We start from the raw sequence: 17831 nt of genomic DNA, 5'->3' as shown, positions 1-17831 counted from the left end.
TCCGGGGCTTTTTTGTGGGCGATGACAAGATCGCTGGAACGCCGTCACTCCGTCGTCCAGTCAAACTCGTCATATTCATCGTCGTCATCCCCCTCCTCCTCAGCCTCGTCAAATACCTCGTCTTCTTCAACGAGGTCTTCTTCCGGTTGATTCAGCAGAAATTCCTTACGTGTCTCGGTTACTGCACGCCGCATTTGTTCGCCCTTTTCCGGGCAGTTGAGTAGCTGGGCGATGCGGTCGATTTTTGCTGCCACGGTGTCCTCCAGCGCATTGGCAATGGCTCGATAGTGCGCGTTTTCGCAGGGCAATGCCAAATGGCTGGGGAATCAGGGCAGTCAGCCGCCCGTGAGCGGCCGAGCCTCAGCGGTGATAACGCCGCACCGCGCTGCTGTTGCGCAGCACATGGCCTTTGATTTTCTCCATCAGCTCGGCGCGGGTCAGGCCAGCCGGCAGGGCGTCCGGGGCGAGGTCGAGGGCGTAGATCTGGATGATGTAGTGGTGCGCGCTATCGCCCACTGGCGGGCATGGGCCCATGTAATGGGTGTTGCCTTTGCTGTTGGTGCCGCCGACGCCTTCGAGGGCGGATTTGGCACCGACGCCGGCCGCGATCTGGTGGGTGGTGGGTTTGATGCCGTAGTGAATCCAGTGATCGACGCCCAGGCCTTTCTGGCCATCCGGGTCGTGCATGACGATGGCGTAACTCTGGGTCCCGGCCGGGCCGGCGTTCCAGCTCAGCGCCGGCGACTGGTTCTTGCCGCCGCAACCGGGTGCGTCACTTGCTGCTGCCGAGGTGAACAGACGGTTATCCGACACGCCGGGGATGCTCAGGGTGAAGCGCTCCTGGGCCTGTGCCGGGAACTGCACGCAAAGGGTCACGGCGATGGCCGCCAGCCATGGGTTGAGAGAGGTCAATCGGGTCATTCCGGGAGCACCTTGTGCAGTGAGGCCGTCGTCGGCCCGCAAACTATAGCTGTACCGTTCGTGCCTTGGCAGTAGCAAATGGCTGAACCTCGCGCGGCGCCGCCAACTCACAAGAGAAATGCCTGCGAGGAAGCCGAAAATGTCCCTGCACCGTGTCGCCCGTTTCGCCGATGTCCCGCAAGACCGTGGCCTGCAAGTCGAAATCGGCGACTGCAAGATCGTCCTGCTGCGTGCCAACGGCGAGTTGCGGGCGTTTCAGGGCCTGTGTCCACATGCCGGCGCACCGTTGGCCGAGGGGGCGATGTGTCACGGCAGGTTGATCTGCCCCTGGCACAAGGCCGCGTACCGCGCCGAGGACGGTGGCCTGTGCGAGCCGCCATCGCTGGACAGTCTCAAGCGCTATCCGCTGGAGTTGCGCGGCGATGAAGTCTGGGTCGATGACCAGCCCCTGCCCGACCCGCACACCCCGCCCGCTGACGACCCAAGAACGTTCGTGGTGGTCGGCGCCGGGGCGGCGGGCACGGCTTGCGCGGCGGCGCTACGGGAGAAGGGTTTCGGCGGACGCATCGTGCTGGTCGATGGCGAACCGGATGCCGGCTACGACCGCACGGTGTTGAGCAAATTTGTTCTCGCCGGGGAGATGTCGCCGAAAGAAGTGCCGCCGCTACGCGATGAGGCGTTCTATCAAGCGCAACGGATTGAGCGCGTGCAAGGCGAAGTAACTTCACTCGACGCCCCAGGCAAAACGCTGCATCTGAACAACGGCGGCATCCTGCGCTACGACGCCGCTGTACTCGCCACCGGTGGCGCGCCCAATCCATTGCAGTTGCCTGGTGCCGAGTTGGCCAACGTCTTCGTCCTGCGTTCGAAAGCACAGGCTGAACAGATCATCAACGCCGCTCAACCGGGCCAGCGCGCGGTGATCATCGGCGACAGTTTTATTGCTCTCGAATGCGCCTCAGCCCTGCGCGAGTTCGGCCTCGACGTCACCGTGCTGGCACGCCATGCAATCCCGTTTGCCAAGCAATTCGGCGAGGCCGTGGGCAAGGCGATTCGCGCCCTGCACGAAGAGCACGGGGTGAAGTTCATCAGCGAACACGAGGCTACGGAGATCTTTGGCGAGGACAAGGTCGAGGGCGTGCTGCTCGATAATGGCTTGAAGCTGGCGGCAGATCTGGTTCTCGCCGGCGTCGGCGTTCACCCGGCCACTGAACCTTTCGAATCATTGCCCAAGGAAGAAGACCAATCCTTGCGTGTCGATGACGGCATGCGCGTCAGCGATGGCCTGTGGGCCATCGGTGATATCGCCACGTTTCCGTTGAACGGCCAGCCAACCCGCATTGAGCATTGGCGCCTGGCCCAGCAACACGCGCGCATCGCTGCGGCCAACATGCTCGGTGGCGAGGAACATTATCTGGATGTGCCGTTTTTCTGGACCTACCACTTTGGCAAGAACTACGACTATCTCGGCCACGCGCAGGAATGGGACGAGGTCGAGTTCAGCGGTGAGCCGGAACAGCCGCCGTTCATTGGCCTGTTTGCAAAAGACGGCATCGTCGTTGCGGCGGTGGCCTGCGACAAGCAACGCGCAATGGCGCTGCTGGCCGAGCGGATGAAGCAACCTCTGCGGATCAAAGAGGCCTGGACGCTGATTCAGGCCTGACACCGGTCCTGTAGGAGCTGACGAGTGCAACGAGGCTGCGATCTCTTGATCTTGTTTTTACATAAGCAAAATCAAAAGATCGCAGCCTTCGGCAGCTCCTACAGTGGAGGTCACGTCAGGCGGTTTACCGGCTCGCGTTGATCATCGCCATCGGCATGCAGAAAGATCACCCGCTGTTGCCCCAGCGGCGCGGGCAAGGCCTGCTGCTGTAACGGCCAGAAATGCGTTTCCACATGGCTGATGTCGCCGTCCTGATCGTTATGAATGGTCATCACCCCCGGCGTGCGCAGTTTCTGGAAACGCTCGTCGCACAACTTGAAACTCTTGCTCAGACCTTCATCACCAATTACCGGCGACGGCAAACGGCGCTGGGCGAAGCTGCGGCTTTTGCGTTGCTGGTAACGCGCCCAACCGATCAGGATCACCGCGTTGACCAGCGCCACCCACATATAAACCTGCAAAGTGCCCAAGGCGTCGAACGCCGAATGATCGATGCGCGGGCCGCCGGTGGTTTCGATCAACGGCCATAACCCGCGTACCAGCAGGAACAGCAGGCCAACCCAGGCCAGGACGGTGAGGATCACGTCGATCACCACCAGAAAGGGCCGCTGGCGAGTGCGGATAATTTTCATTTGATGACTTCCTCCTGGTCGTCGCCCAGCGGGCGAATGCCCCGATCAGGACTGACCCAGCGCGCGCGTTTTTTGTGTTGGCTGAACAACACTTTGGGGAAACTGACCAGGGTGGTCAGCAGACTGACGAGCCAGAACACCAACGGATACCAGACCACCCAGAACATGGTCTTGCCCAGACCCGGCTCATACCGCCGGTCAATGACGATGCTGACGGCAAACTGCACCAGGCAGACAAACGCCAGCAACAGACCGGTGAAGGCCGGTGGCATCAGGTGATCCACGGCGATCGCGTCGGGCATGACCATGAACTTGCCCATGCCCCAGAAAATCACCGACAGCAGGAAAGTGAAGGCCCAACCGGTGGACAGGCAGTATTCGAACAGCAGCGGCCACAGGTAGCGATGGCGGTACTGCCAGATGCCGCGAATGTTCTTGAACAGCACTTCGGCGCCGCCCTGAGCCCAGCGCAGACGCTGCTTCCACAGGCCACCGAGGGTTTCCGGCATGAGGATCCAGCACAGGGCGCGCGGTTCGTAGAAGATGCTCCAGTGATCGAGTTGCAGCTTCCAGCTGATGTCGATGTCTTCGGTGATCATGTCCGGGCTCCAGTAGCCGACCCGGTTCAGCGCGGTGCGGCGGAACGCGACGATCACCCCGGAGACGGTAAAGATGCGCCCGAAGACCCGTTGCGTACGTTTGATCAGGCCGATGATCGAGGAGAACTCGCCGACCTGCACCCGCCCGATCAAGGTCGAACGCGTGCGGATGCGCGGGTTGCCGGTCACTGCGCCAAGACGTGCGTTATCCAGCATCGGTGCGACCAGGTAAGCCGCCGTGTTCGGCGCGAGCAAGGCGTCGCCGTCGATGCACACCAGATACTCGCTGCGCGCAGCGATCGCGCCCATGCGCAGGGCTACAGCCTTGCCCTGGTTTTCCGCCAGATGCAGAACCCGCAGTCGCGGATCTTCCTTGGCCAGCGCATCGAGCACTTCGGCGGTGTTGTCCTTGGAGCCGTCGTTGATCGCGATCACTTCGATGTTCGGGTAGTGCTGGGCCAGCGCCGCGTAAATGGTATCGGCAGCGTTATCGCCTTCGTTGTAGCAAGGAATCAGAATCGAAATCAGCGGCTCGCCTTCCAGCGGTGGCGGCAGCGTGTCGTCCTGCCATGGCCAGTGGCGCTCCCAGTGCAGCCAGAAATACAGGCCGCCGGCGATCCACAACCCGGACATGAACAGTGGGTAGAAGAACACGAACGACATCAGGAACTGGCCGGTCACGAGGAAGATCAGCCCCAGCGGAACGCCAAGGACAATCGCCAGAACAAGCAGGGCTAACAGTCTATCCAGCATGTTATGGATTCCATTTGTTGGAGAGTGCAGGCCTTACGGTTTTCAGGTCTGGCAGGTTGTCGAGAAAGTTGTCCGGGTAGTAACCGAAGCTGGTTGCGCCTTGACGCTTGAGCCGGCCCATCCAGTCCGCCAGATGCACGGCGTCGATATCGGCCTGATCCTTCTGGTTCCAGTCACGCGCCTGCAATTCGAACACGGTGCGGTTGAGCGCGCCGGGACGTTTCTTCACCGTGGCGACCAGTTCTTCCAGCCACGGGCCGGACTCGGCCAGCGTCTGTTTTTCCATCAACGGCATGGCCATTGGCGCCGTCCAGTCGTAGGTGGCGAGGAAGTCGTCGAGGTTCTGCGCGAACCACGCTTCGCTCTCCGGATTGAGCATCGGTTCGGCGAAGATGTTGCGTGCCGTCAGCACTTGCGGGCCGCGAATCGCACGGACTTTCGCGGTCAGTTCGTTGGTGAAGTCGATCAGGTAGCGGCTCTTGAAACGCGTCCAGCGTTGCATCGCCGCCGGATCATCGCGCAGCGCAGCAATCGAACCCGGCAGACCTTGAGCGGCATAGGCCTTCAGGGCATCCGGGCTGGCGTCCTCGAAATCCGAGAGCACCGCATCGTCGTGGTAGAGAATGCCGTCGACCGAGGTCAGCCGCGCCACATCTTCATAGATTTCACCGATGATCTTGCGCACTTCGGGATTGAACGGTGACAGCCGTTTGTACTGCTTCGGGTCGACCGAGGTGATGGCGGTTTTCGGGTCCCAGCGGGTTACACGCGGCAGCTTCGAATCCAGTTCGAAACTCAGCACCGGCATCCATGCAAAGACTTTCACATGGGCACGGGTGCGCAGTTGCCAGGCGACGCGGTCGAACAGGTCCGCGCGCATCGGCAAGTGACGGTTGGGGAAGTACAGTGAATGCACCAGACCATCGCCCTTGGGATCGGCGAAGGCTTGCAGAAACACCGTGCTGGCGCCCAGGTCAGCCATGCGCTGCACCAGTTTGCCGAGGTTGATGTCCTGCTGGGCCGGGTCCGGGTCGTAGACGTTGTCGAGATCGACATGCACCACGCGCATCGGCGCTTCGGCCTGCACCGAGACGATGCTGTTGGCGAAATGCTCGCCATCAGGATCGGACGCGACGAGAAAGCGCGGCCCGCTCATCAGGTTATCGAGGGTGTCGAGGCCGTCGTCCAGGGTCAGGGCCATTTCGTAGCCCTCCTCGCCAACCACGGTCAGCGACGTACCGTCGGCGGTGCCGTACGGCCAGACCCAGACGCGTGGTTTGTAACCGGTGGCCTTGCGGATCTTCTCGGAAATGTTTTTCACGTCGGTGCGAATGCGCGCCTGGAAATCGGCTTCGGATTCGTAGCGTTTGGTCACCGGGTCATAACGCCGGGTCGCGGCGGCCGGCTGCAGGTTGCCCTGCGGGTTGCCAAGGATGCCTTTGTGGTTGGCATCGGTGTGAGCGGCGATCTCTACCAACCCGGACCTGGAAATTTCGCGGATCTGCTGCCAGGTCAGGAAGTTCTCACGGTTACGCGGCGTGCCGGCGAAATCCACCGGTTGATTGAGCGGCGTGTCGATCCAGGTGCCAACCGGCGCCAGCAAGGCTGGCCAGTTGTAGGCGCGCAGCACTGGCAGCACGCGGGTATAGAAGCTGGCGTAACCGTCGTCGAAGCTGAGCAGCACCGCTCTCGCCGGCAGCTCCGGGCCGCCATTGCGTGCGGCCATGATCTGGTCGACGGTCACTGGTTTGTAGCCGTTCTCGCGCAGCCAGGCGAGCTGCTCGATCATGCGCTCGGTGCGCACCGCCACCACGGCCTGATCAGGATCACGGTCTTCGACATCGTGATAGGCGATGCCGAGCACGTGGTTTTTTGGCCACGGTTGTTCACTGGCCGCGACCGGGCGCTCGGAGGGCGGCGCGAAGGCCGGGGCTTGCTGGGCGCAGGCGCTGACCAGCAGCGCTCCCAGCAGAAGGATGAAACGCGAGATAAAAGGCATCTTCAAACTCTTCTAGAAGCGGAAAGTGAGGTCGACAAGCAGACGCAGATCAGTTTCCCGATCACCGTCATAAGGCCGGTTGATCACACTGAACATGCCGCCCACATCGAACACGTCGTTCCAGGCGTACCGTTGGCCGTAACCGAGCAATGCCATGCCGCCGGTGCCGTGGTCGCGCTGACTGTAAGTGCCCGCGCCGGCCTGGAATTGCTGGCTCCAGGAAGTCTCGTAGCGGTGGTAGAGCACGTGGTTGACGTTGACCAGCGGCATCACGCTGAAGTCCGACTTCGGGTTGAAGTAGGGCACGTCGTCGGATTTCGAGTTGTGGCTGGTGCCGACTTCCAGACCAGCGTCGACCTGGATGTTCGGCGCGGTGTAGATACCCTCGCGCCCGGTCACCAAGGCTTCGACGCGGTTGTTGCCATCGCTGAAGTGCGACGGGCTGACCGACACGCGCCACTCGCGACTTTCGTTGGCGCGCCAGCGCAGGAACGCACTGCCGCCATTGGCCTTGATGTCGCTGTTGAGCGCGCGCAGCGGCGTTTCCGCCGAGAGGTATTCGAGGCTGCCGCCGTACTGCCAGTGATCGTTGATGTCGCGGGCTATCGCCAGGCGTGCGCCTTGTTTGTCACCGAAGCCGTAATCGTGATTCGACACCTCGGCTTCGAGGGTCATGTCACGGGTGCGCCGTTCCAGGCCGACACGCTGGAAGCGATGGTGGCCGGTGCCTTCGGCGAAATCACCGGTGGCATAACCGGCCCCGGCGAAGACACGCCAGTCTTCGTTGATCGGCGGACTGTACAGCGTGCTCTGGATACCGAAATCACGGCTGCCGCTGACCGCACCGGCATCGCCGCTGCCGCCACCGTTGGCCTTGCCGCCGTAGGCTTCGACGCGCAGTTCGGCCATGTCATGGACTTCCCGTTCGCGAGCCAGACGCTGCACCTGGCGGTTGTCCGGATAGCGCGCGACCACGTCGTCGACCAGCGCATCGTTCTGCCGCCACTCCTGCAACTCCATCGCGGTGCGTGCCTGAGCGACCTCCAGGCCGGCATCGCGCGGGGCCATGCTTTCGGTTTCCTTGAGCTGATTTTCCGCGCGGCGCGGCCACTGTCGGGCGAGGTAAAGATCGGCCTGGGCCAGACGCAAGCCAAGGTTGCCCGGCGCCTGATCGACCAGCGTCTGCAAACGCTCTTCACCGTGAGGCAGGTCGGAACCATAGGTGCCGGCCTGGGCGGCGAGTTGCTGGGCGTCCATCCATTCATCGTTGGGGTTGCCGATGGGCAGACCTTTGAGCTCGACGCGCGGACGCTGGGCTTTCGCTGCGTCTTCAGCGACCTTGCGCGCTTCATCGGCGCGGTCGCTTTCTAGCAAGGAGTAATACAGCGCAGTGCTGTCCTCAAGACGATCACCGACATCGGCGTCCGGCGCCGAAAGCACCTGGCGATACAGATCGGTGGCAGTCTCGGGCTCACGCTGATCGAGATAAGACGCTGCCACCCAGCGCAGGGCATAGGTCTGAATCTCCACGCCTTCGGCTTGCAGCTTTTGATATTCGCTGATGACGTCGGCGGTGCGCGCCCGCGCCTTGAGCGCGCCCATGCGGTCGATGCGCCAGCGCGTCACGTCATCGTGAGCAGTGGCGTCAGGGGTCCAGGTTGCGAGCAATTTGTCGTAATCGGCCAGCGCGCGGTCGGCGATGACGTAGCGTTCCTTCTCGCTGCGGGTGGCCAGTTCGGCGAGGCGCACGCGTTCGGCGGCGAGATCGCCTTCCAGGCGGCGCAAGGTCACCGGATCAATCAGGCCGGGACGTTGACTGGCCAGCCGCAGCGCCGGTTCTGGCAGGCGGGCCTTTTGCAGGGCGACCACGTACTCGCGGGCAACTTCCGGCTTGTTGCCGGCGCGGATGAAGGCCTGATCGTATTCGAAGAGTGCGTCGTACTGTTTGCCGGCGCGACCGAGTGCGTAGCCCAAGGCGAGACGGCGTGACGGATCGTCGGGTTTGGCGGCGACCAGCGCCTGGGCGCGGGTGACGGCCTGATCGGGTTTGCCGGAATCGGCCTGGGTCAGCGCGAGACCCAGTTGCAGGTCGGCGTTGTCCGGCTCCAGCGCCAGCGCCTTGTTGTACACCTGGATGGCCTGATCCCAGCGCTTGAGGTTGCGATAGGCACGCGCAACGGCAGTCAGCGCCTGCACCGGCAGAACGCGGTCACGGCCTTGGGTTTCATAGACCTTGACCACTTCGGCATCGAGCCCGGCCCAACTGGCGATTTGCAGATGATCGCTGACCTGGCCGTCGCTGGCCTGGCCAGGCGGCACCTGACGCAGCACGGTCAACGCAGGCGTGTAATGCCCGGCCCGGGCATCGCGCACCATCTCGTCGTAGGGTGTGTCGGCCAACGCCAGCAGCGGCCAGAGCAACTGGCTGCACAGGGCGAATCGGAACAAAGGGCGTAAACCACGATGTAATACAGGGCCATCAATACGCGGCATTTGTCAGCATCCTTACATGGCCAGCCGGGTCGCAATGCCCTCCTTGCCCATTCGTAACGGTGGCCGACAAAAACAGCCTTCGGCCAAGCTTGGTGAGGCAGTCTGCACGCAAGCGAGAGCGAATTTTCACAACGCAATATTTGTTCAGAATCGGTCCATCTGTACAAAATCTGTACAGCAAAACGCCCAGCGCCTGTTCACACAGGGGCCGGGCGTCTGGGGGGGGGCGCGGTTGGGTTTATTGCTCTTGGGTGACGCCGGCAAACTTGCTCATGAGGAAACCGATGAACTGCTCGACGGTCATCTTCTGGCCGTTGAATTCGACCTGATTGGCCGCGTAATGCAGTTTGGTCACCACGTTGGTGCCGTCGGCGACAGCCAGTTGCGAGCCGACCGCCATGCCGGCGAACATGTCCGCCGCTTCCTTGGACTGGTCGACGATGGCTTTGGCGTCAGTCTGGCCATCGAGTTGCGCCTGCACGCTGAGCAGATCGACCAGCATCGGCTTGGATACCTGAATGTTCAGGTCGAGCAGCGCGATCAGTTGCTTGCCGAGTTGATCCGGCGGCAGATCCATCGATTGCGGCTTGGTCAGGTCGATCACCAGATTGGCGCGGCTTTCACCGTTGGCGGTGTTGAACGACAGGTTCTCCAGCGCCAGTTGCGGGCCGGCCGCCAGCAACTTCTGCAGATCGGCTTTGACCTGGGCGTTTTCCGCTTCGGTCAGATTCAGCTCCGGTGCCGGCAAACCCTGCGCGGCGGCCTCGGCGGCAGCTTTTTCGTATGGCTGCAATTTGGTCTGGTAGATCTGCATCAGCGACATGGTCGACGGAATGTCGAGGTTCTTCAGGCTCATGGCCATGGCCGCCGAACCGACTTTCTTGTCGTTGAGCGTCACTTCGCCGATTTTGTAGTCGGCACGCCCCGAGGCGTTGCTGCCGCTTTCTTCGGTGCGGTTCTTCATTTCGAAGTTCTTCACGCCCAGCACCATCGGCTTGGCACCGAAGGTGGTTTTGCTGCTGGTCACTTCCAGGGTGTTTTCCCCGGTGTAGTAGCCGTAGCTGCTCTTGGTGAGGTTGCTGGCCAGGGTCAGACCGTTGAGCTCGACCTGCACCGGCGCCTGGTCTTGCGACACGGTGACCAGTTTCAGGTTGTCCATGTAGCCGTCGGCCTTGACCTTCTGCGCCTGGGCGCTGGCGGCGATGTCCATGCTCAGACCGGAAAACTTCAGGCTCGACTGCTCATCCAGCGCGGTTTCGAACGGCACCAGGTTGAGGGTGCTGGTGGTCGATTCGTCGTAGCCGATGTTGGTCACGCCCTTGAGCGGCGCGGCGCCGTTGGTGGCGGCGAACCATTTTTCCGTGGACGGGCTCTTTTCCAGCTCGTAGTTGCTGGTGGCCATGACCGGCAGCCACTTCAGCGAGACCAGACGCGAGAACGGCAGCGGGCCGTGTTCGATGTGGTCGACGAACAGCAACTCGACCGGGGCATCGCCGAACATCTCGCCCTCGCCCTTGAGGCGATAGTGCGCGGTGCTGGTGAAGGTGTGGCGTTCCAGCGACACCAGTTCCAGCGACGCGGTGCCGTTGGAGCCGGCCATGGCGGTCTGCAGCTCTTTGTTGGCGTTGCTGACGGCGTTGTTCAGTACGCCTTCGATCTTGGTCCCGGTGTACCAGGCCCCGCCTGCGCTGATCGCGCCGATGGCAACAACAATTCCGAGAAGCACGCCTGCTGATTTATTCATGAATGACCTGATCGGTTTCCGTGGCTGTGGATGAAGTCGTCTTCCTTGAACCCGGGATCGGGTCGCGGCTCGACTGTGCGCAATTAAGCGGTGGAGATTAGCACCGGGCGCGGACGACGGCCCAATGTTTAAAGGTTAAAGAGTGTCTATGGACACTTGGGAGAGCAAAAAGATCGCAGCCTTCGGCAGCTCCTACATTTGCAATCCGATTGTCCTGTAGGAGCTGCCGAAGGCTGCGATCTTTTGATTTCAGGAATACTGAACCTCGATTTCATCCAGCTGATGATCAAAGCTCTTCAGCCGCGCGGTCCAGGTATACACCAGCACTTCGAAGTCACGATCGATCACCGCTCCGCCGGTGGTATCCGCCCGCACATCGCAGAAATCCAGCTGATAGCGTTCACGAGCCATGGCCGTGGCGACGTCGGACAGCTCGCGGGCGTTGCTCAGCCAGTGCCAGCCGTCATCGGCGATCTGCTTGTCGAGTTCCAGGCATTGCTTCTTCAGCCCTTCGAGGCTTTTTTCCAGCGGCGTGCCGGTGAGCTCGCCCATGACCTCGGCGAAGGTTCGCCCGGGCTGCCAGTAACTGCCCCAGAAGTAGCGGTCGAACACGGTTTCAACCCGGCGCAGGGCGACTTTGGTGTCCCAGATCAGCACGAGCATCTTGCCGCGCTCGAGCTGGCGCTTCTTGACCCGTTGCAGCTGAATCGAGGTCCACGCGACGACGACGATCGCCATCACCGCGATCAACGCAACGGCGCTGTCGAGGAAAACCATTGCCGTGTCGATCTGGTGGGCCAGCATGATCCCGTAGAAATACGTGGCCGAGAGCAGCACCAGCGCCACCAGAGCGCACCAGAAGCCGAGAGCGTAAGGGTTTTTCATTATTGGTTTCCCCTGGGCCAGCACGAGCAATGTGCATTGCAGGAGCGCTTGGCATGGGGCGCCCCTCCAACACTTCAAAGCATAGCAACGGCCTCAGGGTTTGCTGGCGCTCGAGGTGTTCGTTCGTCCGCTTTCCCAGCCACCGCCCAGGGCGAGGAACAAATCAATCTGGCTCATTGCGACCTGGGTGTTGGCGGCGGCCAGTTGCGCGGTGACATCGGTGTAGGTGCGGGTTGCTTGCAGGTCGGCGAGGAACGACTCGCGGCCGGCCTGGAAGAAGCGGTGCGTCTGCTCGGCGGCGAGCTTCGCCGACTGCTCGGCTTCGGCCAGCGCATCGCGGCGTTGCAGCAGCGCGCTGTACTGGGCCAGACCGGTCTGGGTCTCGCGGATGGCGTTGAGCACCACGCCGTCGAAATGCGCCAGCGCGCCTTGAGTGTTGGCCTCGGCTTCACGGATGCGCGCGCGGGCGCCGTTGGTCGGTACTTTCCAGCTCAGCGACGGGCCGAAGCCCCAGCGGTTGGTCGACGGGTCGCCGAGGTCATCAATGATGCCGACGGTGCCGATGGTCGCGCCGATGCTGATGTCCGGGTACAGCTCACCGGTGGCGATGCCGATGCCGGCGGTTGCCGCAGCAAGACGCCGCTCGGCCTGACGAATATCCGGGCGGCGCTTGAGCAGCGCAGCGCCGTCACCAACCGGCACCAGTTGCGCGATCTTCGGCAACTCGGCGCAACTGGCGGTACCTGCCGGCAACTGCTCGACCGGTTTGGCCAGCAGCATCGACAGACGGAACAGCCCGGCCTGACGCGCTGCTTCATAGCGCGGCAAGTCGGCGCGCAGGGATTTGAATTGGGTCTGCGAACGGGTGACCTGGGTCTCGTCGCCACGCCCGGCATCGCGCAGACGCTGGATCAGCGTGGTGCTTTGCGATTGCAGGTCGAGAGAATGCTCGGCGATTTCCCGCTCTTCATTGGCTGCGCAGACTTGCGTATAGGCGCGAACCACGTCCGCCACCAAGGTGATACGCGCAGTGTCGGCTGCGGCCTGAGTCGCATCGGCATTGGCTTTGGCCGCTTCGATACCGCGCTGCAAGGTGCCCCACAGGTCGAACTGGTACGAAGCGCTGATACCGATATCGGCGATGTTGGCCACCGGGACTTTTTCCGGCAGCAGGAACGCCTGACCGGATTCCTGCAAACGTTGCGCACCCATTTTCACCCCGCCGCTCCAGCCGCCAGCGGACTCGGCTTCATCCACCTGAGCACGTGCCCGCGACAGGTTCGCCGCCGCCACGCGCAGGTCGGTGTTGGAAGCCATGGCCTGCTGTACCAGTTGATCGAGGCGCGGGTCTTTATACAGCCGCCACCAGTCCGCCGGCACCGGCTCCGAGATTACCGGTTTGCCGGCGACTGCCAGCTCACCCTGAATATCCTTGCGCTGCACCGCCGCGTCGGCGGGCACCTGATAATCCGGGCCGACCATCTGACAGGCCGAGAGCATCATGCCCAACCCGGCGATCAACCAGGCCCTGCTCATGGCTGCGGCTCCTCATGCTGATCGTCGATGATCGACACAGTGGCGGTACGCCCGGCAATCATGCGGAAGTCGGCCGGTACATCATCGAATGCGATGCGCACCGGAATCCGCTGCGCCAGGCGCACCCAACTGAACGCCGGGTTGACGTTGGGCAGCAGGTTGCTGCCGCTGGTGCGGTCGCGGTCTTCGATGCCGGCGACGATGCTTTCGACATGCCCGCGCAACCTGGCGCGGTCACCGATCACGCGAATATCCACCGATTGCCCGACGTGAATGCCGTCGAGTTTGGTTTCTTCAAAATAGCCGTCGATGTGGAATGAATTGCTGTCGACCACCGATAACACCGGGCGCCCGGCGGTGACGAACTCCTGCGGACGCGGCGCGCGGTCGTTGACGTAACCGTCGACCGGGCTGCGGATCACCGAGCGATCGAGGTTGAGCTGTGCACTGTCGACCGCCACCAAGGCTTCGGCCAATGCCGACTGCGCACGGGCGACGCGCGACTGGCTTTCTTCCAGTTGTTCGGCCGGCACCAGGTTACCGAGGCCACGGTTACGCTTGGCTTCACGCTGCGCCTGGGCGAGGGTTTCTTCGCGATCGGCAACGGCGGCCTTGGCCTGGCGCAGAGCCAGTTTGAAGCGATCCTGGTCGATGCTGAACAGCACCTGACCACGCTTGATCAACTGGTTGTCCTTTACCTCGACCTGCTGGATCAGCCCGGACACGTCCGGGGCGATCTGAATGATGTCGGCACGAATGTGGCCGTCTCGGGTCCACGGCGCGAACATGTAATACATCACCATGCGCCAGACGAGGACAACGGCAAAAGTCACGATCAGCAGGGTCAGAACCACGCGACCGATGGTCAGAAACGGTTTTTTCATGTCATCAGGTATCGACTGAGTGAGTCCACGCCGTACAGCAGCACGGCGTAGAGCGCCACGTTGAACAATGCCCGGTGCCAGACCAGACGGTAAAAATGCAGGCGTTGCAGCACGCCATGCACCAACAAAAACAGCACGTAAGTGATGCCCATCAGCACCAGCAGGGTCGGCAGGAAGATGCCGCTGATATCCAGATCACCGATCATAGGGGCGCTCCATCGGGCAGCGGTTCTTCGGGCTCGGCGCTGGAGACGAACTCGACGCCGGGCAGCAAGGCCAGACGCAGACCGCTCAAGGCGTGCAACAGGTGCAGACGGGTTTCATCGTCACCCTGGCCGTTGAGCGCACGGCGCGCGCGATCGAGGGTCATCAGCAGACCGCTCGGTGCCGGCAGGCGTTCGTCGGCTTTGAGGCAGGCGCGAAAATACTCGCCGACCTCCCCCACCACTTGTCGCAGCAGGGCGTTTGGCACGCCGGTGACACGCGGGGTGTAGGCAAGCAGATCGAGCATGTTCAGACCGACACGCACTTCACGCATCGCGATGCCGGTGTCCTGACCGGTCAGGGCCAGACGCGGCAGGTGCTGCATCAGCCGATCGAGCAACTGCACGCCCAACTGCCGATGCTCGGCGAGGCTGGCCGGTTCGGTCATGCTGACGATGTCTTTCCAGCTGAATCGGGTCAGACGCTTGGCTGCCAGTTCGGCACCGAATGGCCGCGCCACCAGCGTCCAGATGAAGGCGAACAACAGCCCCAGCGGTCCAGCCAGATTGGAGTTGGCGAAGGCGAAAAAGTCCGCGTCGTAGGCACCCTGAATACTGATGAACGACGAGGTATTGACCAGCGTCAGCAGCATGCCGAGGTAGAAACGCGGCTGCACGGTCAGCGTACCGATGCAAATGAACGGCACGGCAAACGCCAGCACGAGCATCGGGAAATCGTGCAGGTTGGGCAGAATCAGAAACAGGTAAAGACTGGCAAACAGCACCGACATCCCGGTCCAGAAAAAGAACCGGTAAATCTGCGGCGCCGGGTCGTCCATCGAGGCAAAGAAGCTGCACGCTACCGCCGCCAGAATCACCGCGCTGCCACCGTCCGGCCAGCCGAGCAGGATCCACAGCACCGAAGCAACGATGATCGCCAGAATGGTCGAGGTCACCGAGTAGAGCATCAGCCCGCGATCGATGAACGGCGTCAACCGGCCCAGGCGCCAGTGCCGGTACACCGCGCGCCAGCTGTCCTGGAGCTCGCAAAGAATCGCATCCTGCAGGCTGCGGCAGTCCTGCCACAGATCGATGAATTCACCGAGGCGGTAAATCGCATTGGAGAACAGCAACTGTTTGCGCTCCTCCAGCGCTTCGGCGCTCGGTTGCAACGCGTCGAGTTGATCTCTGAGTGCTTGCCAGCGCTCGAGATTGGCGTCTGCGTGGTCCAGCCATTCCCGGGTCGCAGTCAGCAATGGCTGGAATTTTTCCACCAGTTCCGGGGTGCGGCGTTCGAGGGCGTACAGCGAATCCTCTAGGGCATCGATCACTGGCAACAGGTGAATCATCCGGCCGCGCAGTTCCTTGGTGTTACGCACGGTTTGTGGCCGCGCGCCTTCGTGGGGCAACTGGCCGATCATCAACTCGAGGCTGTTGAAATTGGCGACCATGGCCATGCGCAGCGCGGTGACTTCTTCCGGCTGCACATCGCGGCTGAGAAACTTCAGGCTGTAGCTCGTCGCATCGGCGAACCACTTGCTCACGGCATCATTGAACACCGGCGCCAGCCGTCGCGGCCAGAACATCGCACCGACCACCGCAGCGACGGCGATGCCAAGGAAAATCTCTTCGGTACGCGCCTCGGCCACGTCCCACACCGCCAGCGGATTATCGACCACCGGCAGGGCAATCAGCGGCAAGGTGTAACCGGCCAGCATCAGCGCATAACTGTTGGCGGTGCGCAGATGCAGGGACATGAACAACAAGATCCCCGTCCACAAGGCAATCACCACCACCAGCACATACGGGCTCTGCACGAACATCGGCACGAACAGCACCGCCGCCGCCGCGCCCAGGAAAGTGCCCGCCGCGCGGTACAGCGCTTTGGAGCTGGTCGGGCCGAGAAACGGGCTGGAGACGATATACACCGTGGCCATCGCCCAATACGGACGCGGCATTTGCATGAGCAACGCGATGTACAGCGCAATCATCGACGCTGCAAAGGTACGAACCCCGTAAAACCAGTCACGGGCCGGCGGCATGCCAGTGAAAAAACCGTTCAAGAATTGACCACCACAGGCGAACTCGCCGCCTCAAAAGCCCTCAGTACCCGAAGCGTAGCTTCCAGATCACTGCGCTCGATGCCTTCCAGCACCTCATGACGCAAGCGCACCAGCTCAGCCTCCACCGCCTGCACCAGCTCGCGACCGGTATCGGTCAGGCTCAGGCACTTGGCGCGGCGATCCTGGGCATCTTCGGTGCGACAGACGTAACCGGCGTGGCACAGCTGATCGAGCAAACGCACCAGTGAAGGACTCTCCATCCCCGCAGCCTGGGCGACTTGCACCTGACGCACGCCCTCGCCCAAACGCCCGATCATCAACAAGGGCACGGCGCAGGCTTCGGAAATTCCGTAATTGACCAGCGTGGTCTGGCAGATCTTCCGCCAATGCCGGGCGGCCACCACCATGGCGCTGCTGATGTTCATCTGGAGACTGTCGAGGGAATCGGACACGGGATAACGGACACTGTTAGTTTGCTAACTATCAATATCGCACTGGATGGGAATTTCAGTCAAGTTTTGAAACAAATCTCTCCGTTAGTCGCCCTATCTGACTCAAAGCTATCTCCTTCGATACTGACAAGGTATATATGTTGTCATCACCAAATTCAGGAGCCCAACATGTCAAAACAAGCCGTTTTCACAATGAAACTGGAGCCGGAACTGCGGGAGGAGTTCATGGCGGAAGCCGAAGCGGCACACCGGCCGGCGTCGCAAATCATGCGAGACATGATGCGTCAGTATGTTCAAACCCAGCGAGAGGCCCGCGAATATGAAGCGTTCCTGCAACGCAAGGTTGAAATCGCTCGGGAATCCGTACGTGCCGGAGACGGATTGAACAACGAAGACGTAGAAGCAGCGTTCGCGGCAAAGCGCAGGCAGGCAGAAGATCACCTATGAAAATCATATGGACGCCAGCCGCCGCACAGGATCGTGCAGACATTTGGGACTACTTGCAGGCCGCCAACCCAAGAGCGGCCATCGAAATGGATCTGCGCTTCAGCGAAGCGGTTCATCGCCTTTCCGACAATCCGTTGATTGGCCGTGCCGGCATCATTGCCGGTACGCGTGAGCTGATTCCGCATCCCAGTTACCGTCTTGTCTATCAAACGGAGAGAGATGCCGTCTGGATCATGGCGCTGGTGCATACGGCACGGACTTGGCCTCAGCCGAAGTAATCAGCCCGCCCCTTGCGCAACATCACATTCAACTGATCCACCACCTCCGCCCAATCCGCATCATCCAGAATCTCCTCGCGCAGAAACTGCGCCTGACTTTCCGTCCAGAAAAACGCGTCAGCCAGATGCAATTCCGGTTTGAGCGGCGAATGGCTGGCGATGAATTTGTCGATGCCAGTCGGATCGTCATCGAGGCCGAGTTGTTTGAACAGGGCCGGTAGGCTGTGCTGCGGATTTTCCATGATGCAACTCCTCTGCAATTCAGGTCCGGCGTTGCGC

Annotated in this window: 17 protein-coding genes; 3 read left to right on the top strand and 14 right to left on the bottom strand. The window is 61.7% G+C overall.

The window, feature by feature from the left end; translation table 11 throughout:
* Window positions 1-44 precede the first annotated feature (44 nt).
* Together AB4N85_RS22645 and AB4N85_RS22640 are read right to left on the bottom strand one after the other, a co-directional pair.
* On the bottom strand, window positions 45-314 hold the full coding sequence (locus AB4N85_RS22645; protein WP_181424955.1) for a hypothetical protein: 270 nt from the start codon (window positions 312-314) through the stop codon (window positions 45-47).
* Between the two features lie 46 nt (window positions 315-360).
* On the bottom strand, window positions 361-921 hold the full coding sequence (locus AB4N85_RS22640; protein ID WP_016772253.1) for a YbhB/YbcL family Raf kinase inhibitor-like protein: 561 nt from the start codon (window positions 919-921) through the stop codon (window positions 361-363).
* Between the two features lie 139 nt (window positions 922-1060).
* Between AB4N85_RS22640 and AB4N85_RS22635 the strand changes: the two genes are divergently transcribed.
* Window positions 1061-2584 carry an FAD-dependent oxidoreductase gene (locus tag AB4N85_RS22635; RefSeq protein WP_460065951.1) on the top strand — a complete coding sequence of 508 codons (1524 nt, stop codon included), beginning with the start codon at window positions 1061-1063 and terminating at the stop codon, window positions 2582-2584.
* Window positions 2585-2694: 110 nt separating this feature from the next.
* Here the strand turns inward: AB4N85_RS22635 and pgaD are convergent, their stop codons facing one another.
* The 11 genes from pgaD to AB4N85_RS22580 all read right to left on the bottom strand — a co-directional run bounded on the left by pgaD (window position 2695) and on the right by AB4N85_RS22580 (window position 16800).
* Window positions 2695-3216, bottom strand: a complete 522-nt coding sequence (gene pgaD, locus AB4N85_RS22630) for a poly-beta-1,6-N-acetyl-D-glucosamine biosynthesis protein PgaD (RefSeq protein ID WP_122611182.1) — start codon at window positions 3214-3216, stop codon at window positions 2695-2697.
* The gene (pgaC, locus tag AB4N85_RS22625; RefSeq protein WP_305381948.1) at window positions 3213-4568 is read right to left on the bottom strand and encodes a poly-beta-1,6-N-acetyl-D-glucosamine synthase; all 1356 of its coding nucleotides are present in this window, start codon (window positions 4566-4568) and stop codon (window positions 3213-3215) included. The genes pgaD and pgaC overlap by 4 nt, the downstream gene beginning before the upstream one ends.
* Before the next feature lies 1 nt (window position 4569).
* Window positions 4570-6567: a poly-beta-1,6-N-acetyl-D-glucosamine N-deacetylase PgaB gene (gene pgaB / locus AB4N85_RS22620; RefSeq protein ID WP_460065948.1), complete on the bottom strand. Its 1998-nt coding sequence runs from the start codon at window positions 6565-6567 to the stop codon at window positions 4570-4572.
* Between the two features lie 12 nt (window positions 6568-6579).
* Window positions 6580-9060 carry a poly-beta-1,6 N-acetyl-D-glucosamine export porin PgaA gene (gene pgaA, locus AB4N85_RS22615; RefSeq protein WP_460065946.1) on the bottom strand — a complete coding sequence of 827 codons (2481 nt, stop codon included), beginning with the start codon at window positions 9058-9060 and terminating at the stop codon, window positions 6580-6582.
* A gap of 238 nt (window positions 9061-9298) precedes the next feature.
* Entirely contained in the window at window positions 9299-10804 is a 1506-nt protein-coding gene (locus AB4N85_RS22610; RefSeq protein ID WP_310219463.1) for a YdgA family protein, read from the bottom strand.
* Between the two features lie 249 nt (window positions 10805-11053).
* Complete coding sequence (locus AB4N85_RS22605; RefSeq protein ID WP_150742987.1) at window positions 11054-11689, bottom strand: NADH:ubiquinone oxidoreductase subunit N; 636 nt, start codon at window positions 11687-11689, stop codon at window positions 11054-11056.
* 93 nt (window positions 11690-11782) lie between these two features.
* Window positions 11783-13225 (bottom strand): efflux transporter outer membrane subunit, encoded by a 1443-nt coding sequence (locus AB4N85_RS22600; protein ID WP_252882969.1) that lies wholly within the window; start codon window positions 13223-13225, stop codon window positions 11783-11785.
* Window positions 13222-14109 carry an efflux RND transporter periplasmic adaptor subunit gene (locus tag AB4N85_RS22595; protein WP_056786955.1) on the bottom strand — a complete coding sequence of 296 codons (888 nt, stop codon included), beginning with the start codon at window positions 14107-14109 and terminating at the stop codon, window positions 13222-13224. Before AB4N85_RS22595 ends, AB4N85_RS22600 begins: the two co-directional genes overlap by 4 nt.
* The gene (locus AB4N85_RS22590; protein WP_016772264.1) at window positions 14106-14315 is read right to left on the bottom strand and encodes a DUF1656 domain-containing protein; all 210 of its coding nucleotides are present in this window, start codon (window positions 14313-14315) and stop codon (window positions 14106-14108) included. Before AB4N85_RS22590 ends, AB4N85_RS22595 begins: the two co-directional genes overlap by 4 nt.
* Window positions 14312-16375, bottom strand: a complete 2064-nt coding sequence (locus tag AB4N85_RS22585) for an FUSC family protein (RefSeq protein ID WP_460065942.1) — start codon at window positions 16373-16375, stop codon at window positions 14312-14314. The genes AB4N85_RS22590 and AB4N85_RS22585 overlap by 4 nt, the downstream gene beginning before the upstream one ends.
* Window positions 16372-16800, bottom strand: a complete 429-nt coding sequence (locus AB4N85_RS22580) for a MarR family winged helix-turn-helix transcriptional regulator (protein WP_016772266.1) — start codon at window positions 16798-16800, stop codon at window positions 16372-16374. The genes AB4N85_RS22585 and AB4N85_RS22580 overlap by 4 nt, the downstream gene beginning before the upstream one ends.
* Before the next feature lie 195 nt (window positions 16801-16995).
* Here AB4N85_RS22580 and AB4N85_RS22575 point away from each other — a divergent pair, with 195 nt between their 5' ends.
* Window positions 16996-17274 carry a hypothetical protein gene (locus AB4N85_RS22575; protein ID WP_016772267.1) on the top strand — a complete coding sequence of 93 codons (279 nt, stop codon included), beginning with the start codon at window positions 16996-16998 and terminating at the stop codon, window positions 17272-17274.
* Window positions 17271-17552: a type II toxin-antitoxin system RelE/ParE family toxin gene (locus AB4N85_RS22570; protein ID WP_016772268.1), complete on the top strand. Its 282-nt coding sequence runs from the start codon at window positions 17271-17273 to the stop codon at window positions 17550-17552. The genes AB4N85_RS22575 and AB4N85_RS22570 overlap by 4 nt, the downstream gene beginning before the upstream one ends.
* Here AB4N85_RS22570 and AB4N85_RS22565 read toward each other — a convergent pair.
* Window positions 17540-17794, bottom strand: coding sequence for a DUF2789 domain-containing protein (locus AB4N85_RS22565; protein WP_130887562.1), 255 nt, complete (start codon window positions 17792-17794; stop codon window positions 17540-17542). The genes AB4N85_RS22570 and AB4N85_RS22565 overlap by 13 nt on opposite strands.
* Window positions 17795-17831 lie beyond the last annotated feature (37 nt).

The sequence above is a fragment of the Pseudomonas sp. H1_G08 genome, assembly GCF_054681355.1.
Note: the sequence above shows the minus strand (reverse complement) of the source record. Positions and strands in the feature narration are given on the sequence as shown.